Source organism: Streptomyces sp. TOM-9 (assembly GCF_056858595.1).
In genome coordinates this window covers 8,965,628-8,980,837 of sequence record NZ_JBXEQB010000001.1, presented here as the reverse complement: position 1 = coordinate 8,980,837, position 15,210 = coordinate 8,965,628, and the positions used below count along the sequence as shown (strand labels likewise).

Genomic DNA, 15,210 nt, shown 5'->3' with positions numbered 1-15,210 from the left:
CCCGCCCTTCCCTCCCCCCGCCGCCCCGCCAGCACAGAAGGTCCCGTTGCCATGCCCCGATCCGCCGTCTTCGTGCCCCACTTCCACTGGGACCGGGAATGGTACGAGCCCTTCCAGGTGTTCCGGCACCGGCTCGTCACCGCCCTGGACACCGTGCTGGAGACGGCCGAGACGAACCCGGACTTCCGCTTCACCGTCGACGGGCAGATGGCCGCGGTCGAGGACTACCTGGAGATGCGGCCGGAGAACCGCGAGCGCGTCACGGCCCTGGTCGCCGAGGGCCGGCTCGCCATCGGGCCGTGGCTGATCCTGCTCGACGAGTTCCTCTGCTCGGGCGAGACCATCGTCCGCAACCTGCAGATGGGGTGGGCGGCCGCGGCGGAGCTGGGCGGCTCCATGCCCATCGGCTACCTCCCGGACATGTTCGGCCACGTCGCCCAGATGCCGCAGATCCTGGCGCGCGCCGGGATCGAGCACGCGGCGCTGTGGCGCGGGGTGCCCGGCTCCGTCGACGGCCACGCCTTCCGCTGGCGCGCCCCCGACGGTTCCGAGGTGCGCACCGAGTTCCTCTTCGACGGTTACGACAACGGCCTCGACGTCCTGCTGGTGCCCGATCAGATCGGGCGCGCACTCGGCGAGTACGCGGAGATGACGGCCGGACGGTGGGGCGACGACCCGGTGCTCGCGATGGCCGGCACCGACCACAACGCACCGGACCCGCGCCTCGCGGAGTGGCTGCGGCAGGCCTCGGGCGAGGGGCGCACCATCACCATCGCCACGCTCGACGAGTACATACGCAAGCACGTGCGCGACGAGGTACCGGCCGTCGTCACCGGTGAACTGCGCAGCCACGTACGCGGCAACATCCTCCCGGGCGTGCTCTCGGTGCGGCGCGGGCTCAAGCGCCGGATGGCCGTCGCCGAGCGCACCGTCGACCACGCCGAGCGACTGAACGCGCTGTGGTCCGGACGTGACGACACGCCGTTCCTCTCGCTCGCGTGGCACAAGATCATCGAGTCGAGCGCCCACGACTCGGTCGTCGGCTCCGGCACGGACGAGACCGCCGACCAGGTCGAGGCGCGGCTCGCCGAGGCCGCGCACGCCGCGCGCGCCGTACGGGACGCGGCGCTGGCCGGACCCGCGGCCCGTGTGCCGAGCGACGGCCACCTGGTCGCCAACCCGCTGGCGGTCCCGCGCACGACGCTGGTCGAGGTCGACGTCGTGGCCCCGCCCGAGGGGACCGTCCTCGTCGCGACCGCGGCCGACGGCTCGGAGCACCCCGTACAGCTGGTCGCGCAGGCGCCGACCGTGCTCAGCGACGAGCGCATGGACGCCTCGCAGCTCGAACGGGTGCTGCGCCGCATCCACCGCCGCGAGCTGTTCGGCCGTCAGATCGACCACTACGAACTCACCGCGGGCTCGCTCGTCTTCCACCTCGCCGAGGTGCCCTCCAGCGGTCCGTTCGACCTGCTGATCCTGCGCCGCGAGGTCGCCGCCGCTGCCGCCGCGCACCCGGGCGAGTGGCGGGTGCTGACGCTGGAGGAGGCACGCGCGACCGCGCTGGTGCCGGTCGCCGTCCCCGCCTCCGGGCTCGCGAGCTTCACGGTCGCGCCCGCCGGGCACGCGCCCGCACCGGGGACCGCCTTCGCGCCGGCGACGGCGACGGCCGGGTCGCTGTCGAACGGGCTGGCCGAGGTCGTGATCGCCGCCGACGGCACCCTGGAGGTGACCGGGGCGGACGGCACCGTGCTGCGCGGGGTCGGCCGTCTCGTCGACGGCGGTGACCGCGGCGACAGCTACAACTACGGCCCCCCGGCGCACGACCTGCTCGTCTCGGAGCCGACGGAGGTCTCCGTCGAACTCCTGGAGGACGGCCCGCTGCGTTCGCGGGTGCGCATCACCCGCGTGTACCCGTGGCCCGCCGCGCTCTCCCCCGACCGCGACGTACGCGGCGACCGGACCGTGCCGACGCCGGTGGAGACCGTGGTGGAGCTGCGCGCGGGTGAGCCCTTCGTGCGCGTCACCACGTCGTTCCTGAACCAGGCCGCCGACCACCGGCTGCGCTTCCACGTCCCGCTCCCCCGGCCGGCGGCGGGCTCGGCGTCGGCCGGGCAGTTCGCCGTCACCGAGCGCGGGCTGACCGCCGAGGGCGGCTGGGGCGAGTACCCGATCCCGACCTTCCCGGCGAGCACCTTCGTGTCGGCCGGCGCGGCCACCGTGCTGCTCGACCACGCCACCGAGTACGAACTGACCGCCGGGGGTGCCGAACTCGCCGTGACCCTCCTGCGCGCGATCGGCTCGATCAGTGTCAACATCCATCCGCTCCGCGACGAGCCGGCGGCGAGCGAGATCCCCGCGCCGGGGGCGCAGGACCTCGGGGTGCGCATCGAGAACCGTTTCGCCGTCCTGCCGTCGGCGACCGGCTGGCAGGCCGCGGACGCGGTCGCCCTGGCCGAGGAGTTCCGCAACGACGTGCTGGTCACCCGCGGTACGGCGCCCGCCGGTGGGCAGTTGCCCCCCGACACGGCCGGCGTGCGGGTCGACGGCACGGACGTCTTCGTCTCCAGCGTCCGCCGCGTCACCGGCGACGAGCTCGGTGCCGGCACCGAGGTGCGGCTGGTGGCGATGAGCGACACGGGCTCCACCGCCCGTGTCACCGGTGCGTTCGGCCGGGTGACCACGGTCGACCTGCTCGGCCGGCCGCTGGCCACCGCACCCGCGGAAGGCGCGCTCGAACTCGCCCTCGGCCCGTGGGAGATCCGGACGATCGTGCTCAGGTAGCCGCGGTCGCGGCCGTGACCCCGACCGCGGCCGTGACCGCACACCGGATCCCCCTCTCGCTACCAAGAAAGAGTTGTGACCTCTTGCCCTCCGAGCTCTCCGCGTATGTTTCGGACACCACACCAGGGCGTGGCGCGCTGCGTCCGGCGCGCTCGTGGCTGCACTCCGACGCCCCCTCCCGCTCGCTCAACGGGCACTGGCGGTTCCGTCTGTCGCCCACGGCGACGGCGGCGGACGACTTCGCGGCCGAAGGCTTCGACGACGGCGGCTGGGACGACATCCCGGTGCCCTCCCACTGGGTGCTCCAGGGGGACGGGACCTACGGCCGGCCCATCTACACCAACATCCAGTTCCCCTTCCCCATCGACCCGCCCCACGTGCCGGACGAGAACCCGACCGGCGACTACCGCCGCCACTTCGACCTGCCCGCCGACTGGTCGCGGGCCGAGCGGGTCGTGCTGCGCTTCGACGGCGTGGAGTCGCTCTTCAAGGTGTGGGTGAACGGCGACGAGGTCGGCAGTGCCTCGGGCAGCCGGCTGGCCCACGAGTTCGACGTGACCGCGTCCGTGCGCCCGGGCGACAACGTCGTCGCCGTGCGCGTGCACCAGTGGTCGGCGGCGAGCTACCTCGAGGACCAGGACCAGTGGTGGCTGCCGGGCATCTTCCGCGACGTCACCCTGATCGCGCGGCCCGTCGGGGGCATCGAGGACGTCTGGCTGCGCACCGGGTTCGAGCGGGGGCGCGGCCGGATCGACCCGGAGGTCACCGCGGAGGCGGCGGCGTTCCCGGTCACCCTCCGCATCCCCGAGCTCGGCGTCGAGCGGGTCTGGGGCTCCGCGGCCGAGGTGACCGCGTTCGAGGTCGACGGCGTGGAACCCTGGTCGGCCGAGGTGCCGCGGCGGTACGAGGTCACGGTGGCCTCGGCGGCGGAGACCGTCACGGTGCGGACGGGCTTCCGCACGGTCGAGATCCGCGGCGACCGGTTCCTGGTCAACGGCCGCCGCGTCGTCTTCCACGGGATGAACCGCCACGAGACCCACCCCGAGCGCGGCCGTGTCTTCGACGAGGAGCACGCGCGCGAGGACCTGGCCCTGATGAAGCGGTTCAACGTCAACGCGATCCGCACCAGCCACTACCCGCCGCATCCGCGGCTGCTCGACCTCGCCGACGAACTCGGGTTCTGGGTCGTCCTCGAGTGCGACCTGGAGACGCACGGCTTCGACAAGGTCGGCTGGGCCGGCAACCCCAGCGACGACCCGGCGTGGCGGGAGGCGTACCTGGACCGGATCCGGCGCACCGTCGAACGGGACAAGAACCACCCCAGCATCGTGCTCTGGTCGCTCGGCAACGAGGCGGGCACCGGCGCCAACCTCGCCGCGATGTCGGCCTGGGTGCACGCCCGCGACGCGGGGCGCCCCGTGCACTACGAGGGCGACCACACCGGCGCGTACACGGACGTCTACTCGCGCATGTACGCCTCGGTGCCGGAGACCGAGCAGATCGGGACCGACGGCTCGCGCACCCCGCTGCAGGACTGCACCCCCTCGCAGGGCGCACGGCAGCGCACCAAGCCGTTCCTGCTGTGCGAGTACGCCCACGCGATGGGCAACGGGCCGGGCGCCCTCGACCAGTACGAGGCGCTGGTGCACCGGCATCCGCGCCTGCACGGCGGCTTCGTGTGGGAATGGCGCGACCACGGCATCCTGACGACGGCCCCGGACGGCACGCCCTACTACGCCTACGGCGGCGACTTCGGGGAGGTCGTGCACGACGGCAACTTCGTGATGGACGGGATGGTGCTCAGCGACGACGTCCCGACCCCAGGCCTCCACGAGTTCAAGGCGGTCGTGCAGCCGGTCCGCTTCACCTTCGACGCGGGCGCCGACGGCGACGGCGGCGACGACGGCGTGGTGACGATCACCAATCTGCGGCACTCGGCCGACACCGCCGACCTGCGCTTCCGCTGGCGCGTCGAGCACGACGGGACGCCCGTGGACGCCGGGGACCTGGACGTGCCCGTCGTCGTGGCGGGCGGGTCGGCGCGCGTGCCGCTGCCGCGGATCGCGGTGTCGCGGGACGCGGAGACCTGGCTCACCCTGGACGCGGTCCTGGCGGCCGGCACCGCGTGGGCGACCGAGGGCCATGTGGTCGCGACCGCCCAGCTGGACCGTTCGGCGCGACGTGCCGTGCCCGCCGTCCGGCTTCCGGCCGACTGGCGGCGGAGCGAGGGGACGCTGACGCTCGGCATCGCCGAGTTCGCCGGCGGGGACCTGGTACGGCTCGCCGGCCGCGCCGTGGCGGGCCCGCGGCTGGAGCTGTTCCGCGCCCCGACCGACAACGACGAGGGCACCTCGGGGGTGGCCGAGGAGAGCGACGCCCACGTCCCCGGGGTCTCCAACGCCGAACTCTGGCGTGGCGACGGCCTGGACCGGCTGACCACGCGGGTGCTGTCGGTGGAGACCGCCACGGACGCGCTGCGGACCGTCGCCAAGGTGTCCGCGGCGAACACCGCGTCGTCGGTGACGGTGGAGACCGTCTGGTCCCTCCAGGGGGACGAGCTCGAACTGCGGGTGGAGATCGAGCCGTCGGGCGGCTGGGCGACGGTGTGGCCGCGCATCGGCGTCCGTTTCGACCTGCCCGACGGCGGCGCCCCCGTCGACGGCGCCGAGTGGTTCGGCACGGGCCCGCGCGAGTCCTATCCCGACAGCCTCCGCGCGGCGCGCACCGGCCGCTTCTCCGCCGGCGTCGACGAGCTCTCCGTCGCCTACGCGCGCCCCCAGGAGACCGGGCACCGCTCCCGCCTGCGACGGCTGGAACTGACCAGTGGCGGCGCCGGAGTGCTGCGCTTCGTGACCGTCCCGGACGGACAGGGGCGCCTCCCGGGCTTCACGCTCAGCCGCCACACCCCGCAGCAGATCGCCCGGGCGGCGCACCCGTTCGAGCTCCCTGAGTCGGCGACCAGCCACCTGTTCGTCGACGCGGCCCAGCACGGCCTCGGCTCCCGGGCGTGCGGGCCGGACGTGTGGCCCGAGTTCGCGCTGCGCCCGCAGTCACGGACGATCAGGCTCCGCATCGCGGCGGGCTGAAGTTCCGCCGGCAGAAGGCCGCGACGAGCGGCCTTCTGCCAGGGTGGTGGCATGAAGTACCTGGTGCTGATGTACGCCGACCCCGCGGCGACCGAGGCGATGACCGCCGAGGAACGCGCCGAGGTGTTCCGCCGGCACGACGAGCTGCACAAGGATCTCGCGGGCACCGGCGAGCTGCTGAACGGGGCCGGACTCGCCTACCCCAGGGACACCACGACGATCCGGCTGCGCGCGGACGGCGCGACGACGGCGGACGGACCGCTCACGGAGGCGAGGGAGCAGGTGACTGCCTACTACGTGGTCGACTGCGCGAGCCCGGAACGTGCGCGGGAGATCGCCGGACGCGTCGTCGACTTCCACGTCGTGGCGGTCGAGGTCCGCCCCGTCCACGACTCGTTCGGCATGGACGGAAGGTGACGAATTCGACACCCTCCGTCATCACCGTGCGCCGAAGTGCGGGAACCGCGCCCCGTGGGCCGAATGGGCATTATGACCCATTTGGGTGAATAATGGACTAATGGATGTCATTTTTGAACCGTCGGTGTACCCACCGCTCGCCCTCGGCTTCTTCGGCCTGGCGACCGGCTATCTGATCTGGGGCTCCCAGGAGCTGTTCGGCTGGCCCAAGAGGGACGAGCGGGTCGACCGGGCGATGGGCGTCTGGGGCATCTGGCTGCCGGGCTTCTGCCAGCTCCTGGCCGGCGTCATCCTCTTCGTGGGCCTCACCTGGTTCGAGGTGTTCAAGGAGCCGCCGCTCTACATGGCCGCGCTGGCCTTCACCGCGTACGGCATCCACTGGTTCGCGCTCGGCTGGGACCGCTACCGCGGCAACGACGCACGCGTCAACGCCGGGGTCGGCGTGGCCTACATGGTCCTTTCGGCCCTCGGCGCGACGGTGTTCTTCGCGGTCCACGACTGGCCCGTCGGGCTGGTCTTCGTCGGGCTCTTCGCCGTCTACCTCAGCAAGTTCGTCATGTCGGTCGGCGTGCCCGTCGCGGAGCGCGTGATGGGGCTGTTCCGCCTGCTGACCGCCGCCTGGCTGCTGTACCTGACCTTCGCCGTGGTGGTCGACTTCACCCTCGGGTACCACTGGCCGACGTGACCCGCACGGGGCGTCAGACGTCGACCAGCCCCAGCCGCAACAGGCTCTCGGCGGTGTCGAGGACGGTCGTCCCCACGGAGCGGGGCTCCCAGCCCAGCACCGCGCGCGCCTTGTCGGTGCGGAGCACCGGCACCTTGCCCAGCCGACCCGCCGCCTCCCGCAGCGCCGGGTCGGTGCGCGCGCCCTCCCGCACCTCCTCGGGGGTGAGTTCCCGGGACGGCACCTTCGCGGCGCGCTCGCCCAGCCCCTCCGCCAGGATGCGGGCCATCGCGAAGAGGCTCGTCGCCGTTCCGGTGCCGATGAGGAAGCGCTCGCCCGCGGCGGCCGGTTCCGTCATCGCCCGCAGGTGGGCCTCGGCCACGTCACGCACGTCGGCCACGTCGAAGTACTGCGGCGGGACCACCGGCAGGGCCCCCTCCAGCATCGCCTTGACGAGCCCCACCGAGGCGGACAGGTGCCGGTCCAGCACGGGGCCGAAGATCCCGGGCGGATTGATCACGGCCAGTTCGAGCCCGCCTCCCTCGGCGGCCGTGAAGTCCCATGCGGCGCGCTCGGCGACCGCCTTGGACTTGACGTAGGGGGTCAGGTCGTCCCCTGGGTCGGTCCAGTCGCTCTCGTCGTAGGCGCCGCCACCCGTACGGCTGTAGCCGACGGCGGCGAAGGACGAGGTCATCACCACGCGCCGGACGCCGTGGTCACGCGCCGCCCGCAGCACGCGCAGTGCTCCGTCCCGGGCCGGGACGATGACCTCGTCCTCGTGGCGGGGCTGCCGGGCCGGGAAGGGCGACGCCACGTGCAGGACGTGCTCGCAGCCCTTCACCGCCTCCGCCCAGCCCACGTCCGCGCCCAGGTCGGCAACGACGATCTCCAGCCGTCCGGGGTCGGCGCCCACCCGGGCCGCCGTCGCGCGGACGCCTTCCACGCGGTCCGGCGACCGGACGGTGGTGCGTACCCGGTGGCCGGCGCGCAGCAGCGCGTCGAGGACGTGCGAGCCGAGGTAGCCGCTGCCGCCCGTCACGAGGACGGGTCCGGAGCCGGGGTTCAGGTCGTACATGGTGTTCTCTTCCCTATCTCAGATCGGGCACCGTGCGCGTGAGTTCGTCCACGGCACGCTGCTCCGCGTCGTCGTCGCCCCGCTCCCGCGCGTCCCACAGGTCTGTCTTGAGCTGCAGGTACCGCAGGCGGACCCGCATCCGCTCGAGCTCCTCGGCCACCCGGTCGGCGTTGCGCCGGAACAGCTCGCGCAGTTGCACGGCCCGGTCGGGGTCCGCCTCCCCGTCGAGGTGACGGAGGTAGGCGTGCATGTCGCGCACGCTCATCCCGGTCGCCTTGAGGCAGCTCAGGGCCTCGATCCTCTCCACCGTGGAAGCGCCGTAGCGGCGGTGGCCGCTGCTCTCGTCACGGGGGACCGGGCCGATCAGGCCGATCTTCTCGTAGTAGCGCAGTGTCGGCTCGGAGAGGCCGCTGCGTCGCGACACCTCCTGGATCGACACCGGCGGGGCGTCTGTCATTGCCACGTCCTCAGTCTTCGGAACCTCAAGCGCTTGAGGTCAAGCGTGGGGTGCGCACGTGGCCGAGGTCACTTCGCCGGGCCCCGGCGCGTCGCCTGCCGCGGGGTCCGGGACGTCTCCGGGGGACCTCACCCCCGAGGGGGACTTAGTGTAGCCTTACCTAAGCTTCAGACAGGGCGTGCTGGTCGCCGTCGGCTGGGTTCCGGAGGGGTCGCGGGGTGGGAACGAAGGTGCCGTCGGGGCGGGATGTCCTGTTGCGGACGGTCAAGGACCGGCGGAAGGACGTCGCCGTGGGCGCCGTGCTCGGCGCCGGCCATCAGTTCGGGGAGGCGCTCGTCCCCGTCCTCATCGGCATCGTCATCGACCAGGCCGTGTCCGACGGCGACGGACGTGCACTCTCCGGCTGGCTCGCGGTGCTGGCCGTCGTGTACGTCGGGCTCTCCTTCAGCTTCCGCTTCGGCGCCCGCGCCGGCGAACGCGCCGCCGAACAGGCCGCGCACGAACTGCGGATCGCCCTCGTACGCCGGGTCCTCGACCCCCGCGGCGGCGCCGAACGCGGCCATCTGCCCGGTGAGCTGGCCAACATCGCCACCGAGGACGCCAAGCGGGTCGGCGCCGTCAACATGGCGGTCATGACCGGGATCTCGGCCCTCACCGGACTCCTGGTCAGCGCCGTGGCGCTGCTGCGGATCTCCGTCCTGCTGGGCCTGGTCGTCCTCCTCGGCACACCGGTGCTGCTCTGGCTCGGGCACCTGCTCAGCAAGCCCCTGGAGCGGCGCAGCGAGGCCGAGCAGGAGCGCGCCGCGTACGCCTCCGGGATCGCCGCCGACCTGGTGGCGGGACTGCGGGTGCTCAAGGGGATCGGGGCGCAGAGCGCCGCCGTCGAACGGTACCGGCGCACCAGCCGCGCCTCGCTGGGCGCCACGGTGCGGGCGGCGCGCGCGGAGGCCTGGCAGAGCGGGGTGGTGCTCACCCTGACCGGGGTCTTCATCGCGGTGGTCGCGCTGATCGGCGGACGGCTCGCCACGGCGGGCGACATCACGCTGGGTCAGCTCGTCTCGGCGGTCGGCCTGGCGCTGTTCCTCCTGGGGCCGCTGGAGGTCTTCGCCTGGGTCAACACCGAGTTCGCCCAGGGGCGGGCCTCCGCGGGACGCATCGCGGCCGTGCTCGCCGCGGAGCCCGACGTGCAGCCGGGCGACCGCGCCCTGCCGGAACCGGTACGCGGCGGGCTGCGGCTGCGCGGCGTCACCCTCGGCGCCCTGCGCGAGGCCGACCTCGACGTCCGGCCCGGAGAACTGCTCGGCGTCGCCAGCACCGACCCGGCCGCCGCGCAGGCACTGCTCGCCTGCCTCGGCCGCACCACGGACCCGGAGGCCGGCGTCGTCGAACTGGACGACGTACCCCTGCCGGAGCTCGACCCCGCGCGGCTGCGCACCGTGGTCCTCGTCGCGGCGCACGACGCCGACCTGTTCGAGGGCACCCTCGCCGACAACCTGGGCGGCACCGGGGACGACGACCTCGCGCTGGCCGCCGCCTGCGCGGACGAGGTGGCCCGGGCCCTGCCGCGGGGCACCGCCACCGAGGTCACCGAGGGCGGCCGCTCGCTCTCCGGCGGCCAGCGCCAGCGCGTCGCGCTCGCCCGCGCCCTCGTCGCCGACCGCCCGGTGCTCGTCGTGCACGACCCCACCACGGCGGTCGACGCGGTCACCGAGGCCCGCATCGCCGGCGGCCTGCGCGAGCACCGCCGCGGCCGCACCACGCTGCTGGTGACCAACAGCCCGGCCCTGCTGTCCGTCGCCGACCGCGTCGTCCTCCTCGACGGCGGCCGGGTGGCGGCCGACGGCGCGCACGGCGACCTCGTGCACGGCGACGCGACCTACCGGACGGCGGTACTGGCATGACGACGGCATCGGGATCCGCGGCGCGGGAGCTGCTGCCCACGGCGACGCCCGCGCGGACGCGTGCCGCGGTACGGGAACTGCTGCGTCCGCACCAGGCGCTGGCGGTGGGCGGGGCCGTGGTGATGGTGGCGGCCACGACGGTGGGGCTGCTGACCCAGCCGCTGCTGGGGCACATCGTCGACCTGGTGACCGACCGGCGCCCGGCGGGGGCGCTGACGCTGCCCGTGGTGCTGCTGGTGCTGGTCGCCGTGGCGCAGGGCGTGGCCACCGCCTTCGGCATGTCGCTGGTGTCACGGCTCGGCGAGACCGTGCTGGCCGAGCTGCGCGAGCGCTTCGTCGAGCGGGCACTGTCTTTGCCGCTGGAGCGCCTGGAGCGGGCCGGTTCCGGCGACCTCAACTCCCGGGTGACGCGGGACGTGTCACGGGTGGCGGACGCGGTACGCACCGCGCTGCCGGAACTGGTGCGCTCGGGGCTGTCGATCGTGCTGACGCTGGCCGCCCTCGCGGTCCTGGACTGGCGGTTCCTGCTGGCGGCGCTGCTCGCGGTGCCCGTGCAGGCGCACACCGCGCGCTGGTACGTCCGCAACGCCACACCGCTGTACGCCAAGGAGCGCATCGCCACCGGCGCCCAGCAGCAGCAGTTGCTCGACACCATCGGCGGCGCGGCGACCGTACGGGCCTACCGGGCCGAGGCCGGGCACACCGAGCGGGTCACCGAACGCTCCCGCGCGGCGGTCGACCTGACGCTGCGCGGGGTGCAGCTGGTGCTGCGCTTCTACAGCCGGCTGCACGTGGCCGAGTACACCGGGCTGGCCGCCGTGCTGGTCACCGGTTTCCTGCTGGTGCGCGGCGGCTCCGCGTCGATCGGCACGGCGACGGCGGCGGCCCTGTACTTCCACAGCCTGTTCGGCCCGGTGAACACCGCGCTGGTGCTGCTGGACGACGCCCAGTCCGCGACCGCCGCCCTGGCCCGGCTGGTCGGCGTCGTCGACGAGCCGGTGCCCCTCGTCGCGGATGACGCCCAGCGGCAGAACGTCCCCGGTGTTCCCGCCGTGACCGTGGAGGGCGTCGGCCACGCCTACGTGCCGGGACGGCCGGTGCTCACCGACGTGGACCTGGTGCTGCGGCCCAAGGAGAGGGTCGCCCTCGTCGGTGCCAGCGGCGCCGGCAAGACCACGCTCGCCAAGATCGTCGTCGGCATCCACCGGCCGTCGTCCGGCCGGGTCGACGTCGGCGGCGGCGAACCCGCGGAGACCGGGCGCACGGTCGCGCTGGTCACGCAGGAGGTGCACGTCTTCTCCGGCCCGCTCGCCGACGACCTGCGCCTGGCCCGACCGGACGCCACCGACGAGGAACTGCGCGAAGCCCTGGAGCGGGTCGGCGCGCTCGGCTGGGCTCAGGCGCTGCCCGAGGGCCTCGACACCGTCGTCGGCGAGGGCGGCCACCGGCTGACCGCTGACCGCTCGCAGCAACTCGCCCTCGCCCGGCTGGTGCTGGCCGACCCACCGGTCGCCGTCCTCGACGAGGCCACCGCGGAGGCCGGCAGCGCCGGCGCCGGGCGGCTGGAGGAGGCCGCCGAGCGCGCGCTGGAGGGCCGTACGGCCCTGGTCGTCGCGCACCGGCTCAGCCAGGCCGCCGCCGCCGACCGGGTGGTGGTGATGGAGGAGGGCCGCATCGCCGAGAGCGGTACCCATGACGAACTGCGCGCCGCCGGGGGGCCGTACGCCGCCCTGTGGCAGGCCTGGGCGGAGCACCGCAGCACCCCCCGGCCGTAGCGGCCGCCGCCTCTGAACCAACCCGTCCAGAACCGAAACGAACAGAAGGATCACCCGATGCCCCGCGCCAACAGAGCCACCCGGTTCGCCGGACTGCTCGCCTCCGTACTGATGCTCGTCGGTGCGGCAGCCGCCTGCGGCTCCTCCGACTCGCCCTCCGACGCGTCGAAGCCGGGCTCCGGCTCCACCAAGGCGTCGGCGGGCAACGCCTTCCCCGTCACGATCGCCCACAAGTACGGCAGCACCACGATCAAGTCCGAGCCCAAGCGCGTGGTCACCGTGGGCCTCACCGACCAGGACGCCGTCCTCGCGCTCGGCACCGTCCCGGTCGGCACCACCGAGTGGATCGGCGGCTACAAGGGCGCCGTCGGCCCCTGGGCGCAGGACAAGCTGGGCTCCGCCGCGGCGCCCACCGTCCTGAAGGACACCGGCACCGGGCCGCAGGTCGAGAAGATCGCCGCCCTTAGGCCCGATCTGATCCTCGCCCTGTACTCGGGCCTGACCAAGGCGCAGTACGACACGCTGTCGAAGTTCGCGCCGGTCGTGGCCCAGCCCAAGGAGTTCAACGACTACGGCATCCCGTGGCAGCAGCAGACCGAGACCATCGGCAAGGCGCTCGGCAAGCCCGAGGAGGCCACGAAGCTCGTCGAGGGCGTCGAGGCGAAGTTCGCCGAGGCCAAGAAGGCGCACCCCGAGTTCGCCGACGCCACCACGGTGATGGCCACCCCGTACGAGGGCACCTTCGTCTACGGCAGCCAGGACGCCCGCTCGCGGCTGCTGGCCGACCTCGGGCTGAAGCTCCCGGCCGACCTGGACAAGGTGATCGGCGACACGTTCGGCGCCAACATCAGCAAGGAGCGCACCGATCTGCTCGACCAGAGCGTCGCGGTGTGGATCGTGCCGGACACCACCACGGCCGTCGCGAAGCTGCACGAGGACAAGCTGTACGCCGACCTGAAGGTCGTGAAGGAGGGCCGCGAGGTCTTCGTCAAGGAGTCCGGCGACTACGGCAACGCGGTGTCCCTGTCGACCGTGCTGAGCATCCCCTACGTCCTCGACCGCCTCGTCCCGCAGCTCGCCGCCGCGGTGGACGGCGACCCGGCCACGAAGGTGGAGCAGCCCGCGTCCTGAGCGTCCGCCTGCCCGGTGGTGTGTGCACGCCTGCACACACCACCGGGCAGCTTCCTGTCGGCCCGGTGCCGGTCACCAGGTGTCGGGCCACGGGTACCCGAGTTCCCGAGCGCGCTCCCGGGTTCCGCCGCACAGCCGTGCGTAGGTCTTCGGGTCCTCCCCCGACAGGCGCCGCAAAGCGGCCGCGGCCTGTGCCTCGGGCGGTGTGCCGTCGTCCGCGATGTCCCACCGGAACTGGAGCGGGCTGTCGGGCCGGTCGGGGTTCCCCGAGGCGAGTCCGGGCACGTACCAGAAGGTCACCACGGTGGTGTCCGTCCGGTCGTCGAAGCTGCTGCTGATCCAGCCACGGCTGGCATCCCATCTGCCCAGCAGATCGGGCTCCGCCACCAGACCCGCCTTGATGAGGCGGGCCACGGTACGGGCGCGCCAGGACCACCCGCGGTCGGTCTCCGCGCGGGCGACCTCCGCGTCGTAGGCCGCGGCGTCGAAGCGGTACGGCGGTGGCTCGGGCGTGGGCTCCTCCGAACCGGGCAGCGCCCGGCGCCAGTTCGACCACACAACCTGCCCCCCGTCGCGCCGGATCGTGACGTGGAGCGCCCCGCAGCAGCCTTCGGTGCAGCGGGCCTCCGCGAGTTGCACTTCGCGAGGCTCCGGACCTGCGCGCAGTCGCCCCTCCTCCAGCAGGAGTTCGGGGCTGTTCGCGGGACCGTGGGAGAAGAGCGCCGGGACGACGGGGCGGCCGTCGACGAGGATGCGGGTCTCGGCCCGGTCCCGGTCCGCGGGGTCACCCGGCACCACCTCGATGCGCAGCCGGCCGCCCGTGGCCGGGAGGGTGAACGGCCGCCGCCCGGTCCGCCGGATCCAGCCCGCTCGCCGCCGCTGCTCCGCGGTGCTCGCCGGGACTGCCGTCTGCGGGGCCCATCGTGGTTCGGCCAGCAGCCGCCCGAGTGTGTCGAGCAGCGCCGCACGCCGGTTCCTCGGCCAGTCCAGGAGCACCGCTGAGCCGCTGCTCATGTCGAGGGCGAGCGAGAGCAGGGTGGCATGGTGGTCGAGGGTAGGCGCGAGGAGTCCCGCACGTGTGACGACCCTCTCGTACAGGGCAAGTGCGTCCCGGTAGGCGAGGAGGTGGCTCGGGTCGTCGTACGAGCGCCCCATCACCACGAGCAGCCTGCCCGCCTGTGCCAGCAGAGCCGTGTCCCGGGGGTGCCGGTCAAGCAGTCCGGGCAACCGAACGGCCTCCGCGACCCGGCGTGCGTGCGCCGCGCCGAGTCCGCGCAGCGGGTTGGGAAGGGCGGTCGTCGCGGCGAAAACCGCGTGCTCGTCTCCCGTCCGCAGGGCCCTGACGAGGGGCCGCAGCTCGTCGTCGGCGAAGGTGGCGAGGTGGACGACGGCCGCGGACCTGCGGTCCAGTCGGTCGAGGGCGTTCACGGCCAGACCGGTGAGCTGCCGGAACACCCCGAGAGCCGCGAGGTACGGTACGTCCTCGGGCTCGCCGAGACGGATGAGGAGGGCGATTCCCGCCGTGACGGCGGGCACGGTGGTACCGGTCCTGGTCAGTCGCCGGGCCAGTGCGCGGGCCGTGTCCCGCTGCTCCTCCGGCAGCTGCAGGTCCGCGACGGCGGAGCGGATCAGGGACCTGTGGCGGTCCCCTACGCCGAGCCGGGCGAAGCGGTGGTGGAGGGTGGGTGAGTCGTCCGGCAGCGGGTCGAGGGCCGCGCGGATGGCGGCCCTGACCTCGTCCCGGGGCAGGTGGGGACCGGCTGACTCGGCTTTCCCCGGGAGGGAGTGCCCGCGCCGGGGCGGCAGCCCGTCCGGGGATTCGCGCAGCAGGTGCAGGGCACGGTCGTACAGGGCGGGCGGCAGCGTGAGCGCGTCGCGCTCTTCCCGGGCGCTCACCGGGCGGGGTGGGACTCGATTCGGTCG

Annotated in this window: 10 protein-coding genes; 7 read left to right on the top strand and 3 right to left on the bottom strand. The window is 73.6% G+C overall.

Annotated features, from left to right (window positions below):
• Window positions 1–51 precede the first annotated feature (51 nt).
• The 4 genes from AC1VWI_RS41160 to AC1VWI_RS41145 all read left to right on the top strand — a co-directional run bounded on the left by AC1VWI_RS41160 (window position 52) and on the right by AC1VWI_RS41145 (window position 6,969).
• A complete protein-coding gene (locus AC1VWI_RS41160) occupies window positions 52–2,781 on the top strand; it encodes a glycoside hydrolase family 38 N-terminal domain-containing protein (protein WP_499516169.1) in 2,730 nt (909 codons plus the stop codon).
• An 83-nt stretch (window positions 2,782–2,864) separates the two neighbouring features.
• The gene (locus AC1VWI_RS41155) at window positions 2,865–5,867 is read left to right on the top strand and encodes a glycoside hydrolase family 2 TIM barrel-domain containing protein (protein ID WP_499516168.1); all 3,003 of its coding nucleotides are present in this window, start codon (window positions 2,865–2,867) and stop codon (window positions 5,865–5,867) included.
• A gap of 51 nt (window positions 5,868–5,918) precedes the next feature.
• Window positions 5,919–6,284: a YciI family protein gene (locus AC1VWI_RS41150; RefSeq protein WP_499516167.1), complete on the top strand. Its 366-nt coding sequence runs from the start codon at window positions 5,919–5,921 to the stop codon at window positions 6,282–6,284.
• Window positions 6,285–6,384: 100 nt separating this feature from the next.
• The gene (locus AC1VWI_RS41145; RefSeq protein ID WP_499516166.1) at window positions 6,385–6,969 is read left to right on the top strand and encodes a hypothetical protein; all 585 of its coding nucleotides are present in this window, start codon (window positions 6,385–6,387) and stop codon (window positions 6,967–6,969) included.
• 13 nt (window positions 6,970–6,982) lie between these two features.
• On the opposite strand, the gene AC1VWI_RS41140 is transcribed toward AC1VWI_RS41145, so the two are convergent.
• Together AC1VWI_RS41140 and AC1VWI_RS41135 are read right to left on the bottom strand one after the other, a co-directional pair.
• Window positions 6,983–8,023 carry an SDR family oxidoreductase gene (locus tag AC1VWI_RS41140; protein ID WP_499516165.1) on the bottom strand — a complete coding sequence of 347 codons (1,041 nt, stop codon included), beginning with the start codon at window positions 8,021–8,023 and terminating at the stop codon, window positions 6,983–6,985.
• A gap of 13 nt (window positions 8,024–8,036) precedes the next feature.
• Window positions 8,037–8,480, bottom strand: coding sequence for a MerR family transcriptional regulator (locus AC1VWI_RS41135; RefSeq protein WP_499517035.1), 444 nt, complete (start codon window positions 8,478–8,480; stop codon window positions 8,037–8,039).
• 218 nt (window positions 8,481–8,698) lie between these two features.
• On the opposite strand from AC1VWI_RS41135, the gene AC1VWI_RS41130 reads away from it, so the two are divergent.
• The 3 genes from AC1VWI_RS41130 to AC1VWI_RS41120 are packed head-to-tail and all read left to right on the top strand — an operon-like array spanning window position 8,699 to window position 13,287.
• Window positions 8,699–10,381, top strand: coding sequence for an ABC transporter ATP-binding protein (locus tag AC1VWI_RS41130; RefSeq protein WP_499516164.1), 1,683 nt, complete (start codon window positions 8,699–8,701; stop codon window positions 10,379–10,381).
• Window positions 10,378–12,156: an ABC transporter ATP-binding protein gene (locus AC1VWI_RS41125; RefSeq protein WP_499516163.1), complete on the top strand. Its 1,779-nt coding sequence runs from the start codon at window positions 10,378–10,380 to the stop codon at window positions 12,154–12,156. The genes AC1VWI_RS41130 and AC1VWI_RS41125 overlap by 4 nt, the downstream gene beginning before the upstream one ends.
• A gap of 57 nt (window positions 12,157–12,213) precedes the next feature.
• Window positions 12,214–13,287 (top strand): iron-siderophore ABC transporter substrate-binding protein, encoded by a 1,074-nt coding sequence (locus tag AC1VWI_RS41120; protein ID WP_499516162.1) that lies wholly within the window; start codon window positions 12,214–12,216, stop codon window positions 13,285–13,287.
• 72 nt (window positions 13,288–13,359) lie between these two features.
• Here AC1VWI_RS41120 and AC1VWI_RS41115 read toward each other — a convergent pair whose 3' ends face one another.
• Window positions 13,360–15,183, bottom strand: coding sequence for a hypothetical protein (locus AC1VWI_RS41115; RefSeq protein ID WP_499516161.1), 1,824 nt, complete (start codon window positions 15,181–15,183; stop codon window positions 13,360–13,362).
• Window positions 15,184–15,210: the final 27 nt, after the last annotated feature.

Excerpts from the sequence above, each read along its gene's own strand:
- AC1VWI_RS41160 (WP_499516169.1), top strand. The coding sequence starts at position 52 with ATGCCCCGATCCGCCGTCTTCGTGCCCCACTTCCACTGGGACCGGGAA.
- AC1VWI_RS41150 (WP_499516167.1), top strand. The coding sequence starts at position 5,919 with ATGAAGTACCTGGTGCTGATGTACGCCGACCCCGCGGCGACCGAGGCG.
- AC1VWI_RS41145 (WP_499516166.1), top strand. The coding sequence starts at position 6,385 with ATGGATGTCATTTTTGAACCGTCGGTGTACCCACCGCTCGCCCTCGGC.
- AC1VWI_RS41140 (WP_499516165.1), bottom strand. The coding sequence starts at position 8,023 with ATGTACGACCTGAACCCCGGCTCCGGACCCGTCCTCGTGACGGGCGGC.
- AC1VWI_RS41135 (WP_499517035.1), bottom strand. The coding sequence starts at position 8,480 with ATGACAGACGCCCCGCCGGTGTCGATCCAGGAGGTGTCGCGACGCAGC.
- AC1VWI_RS41125 (WP_499516163.1), top strand. The coding sequence starts at position 10,378 with ATGACGACGGCATCGGGATCCGCGGCGCGGGAGCTGCTGCCCACGGCG.
- AC1VWI_RS41120 (WP_499516162.1), top strand. The coding sequence starts at position 12,214 with ATGCCCCGCGCCAACAGAGCCACCCGGTTCGCCGGACTGCTCGCCTCC.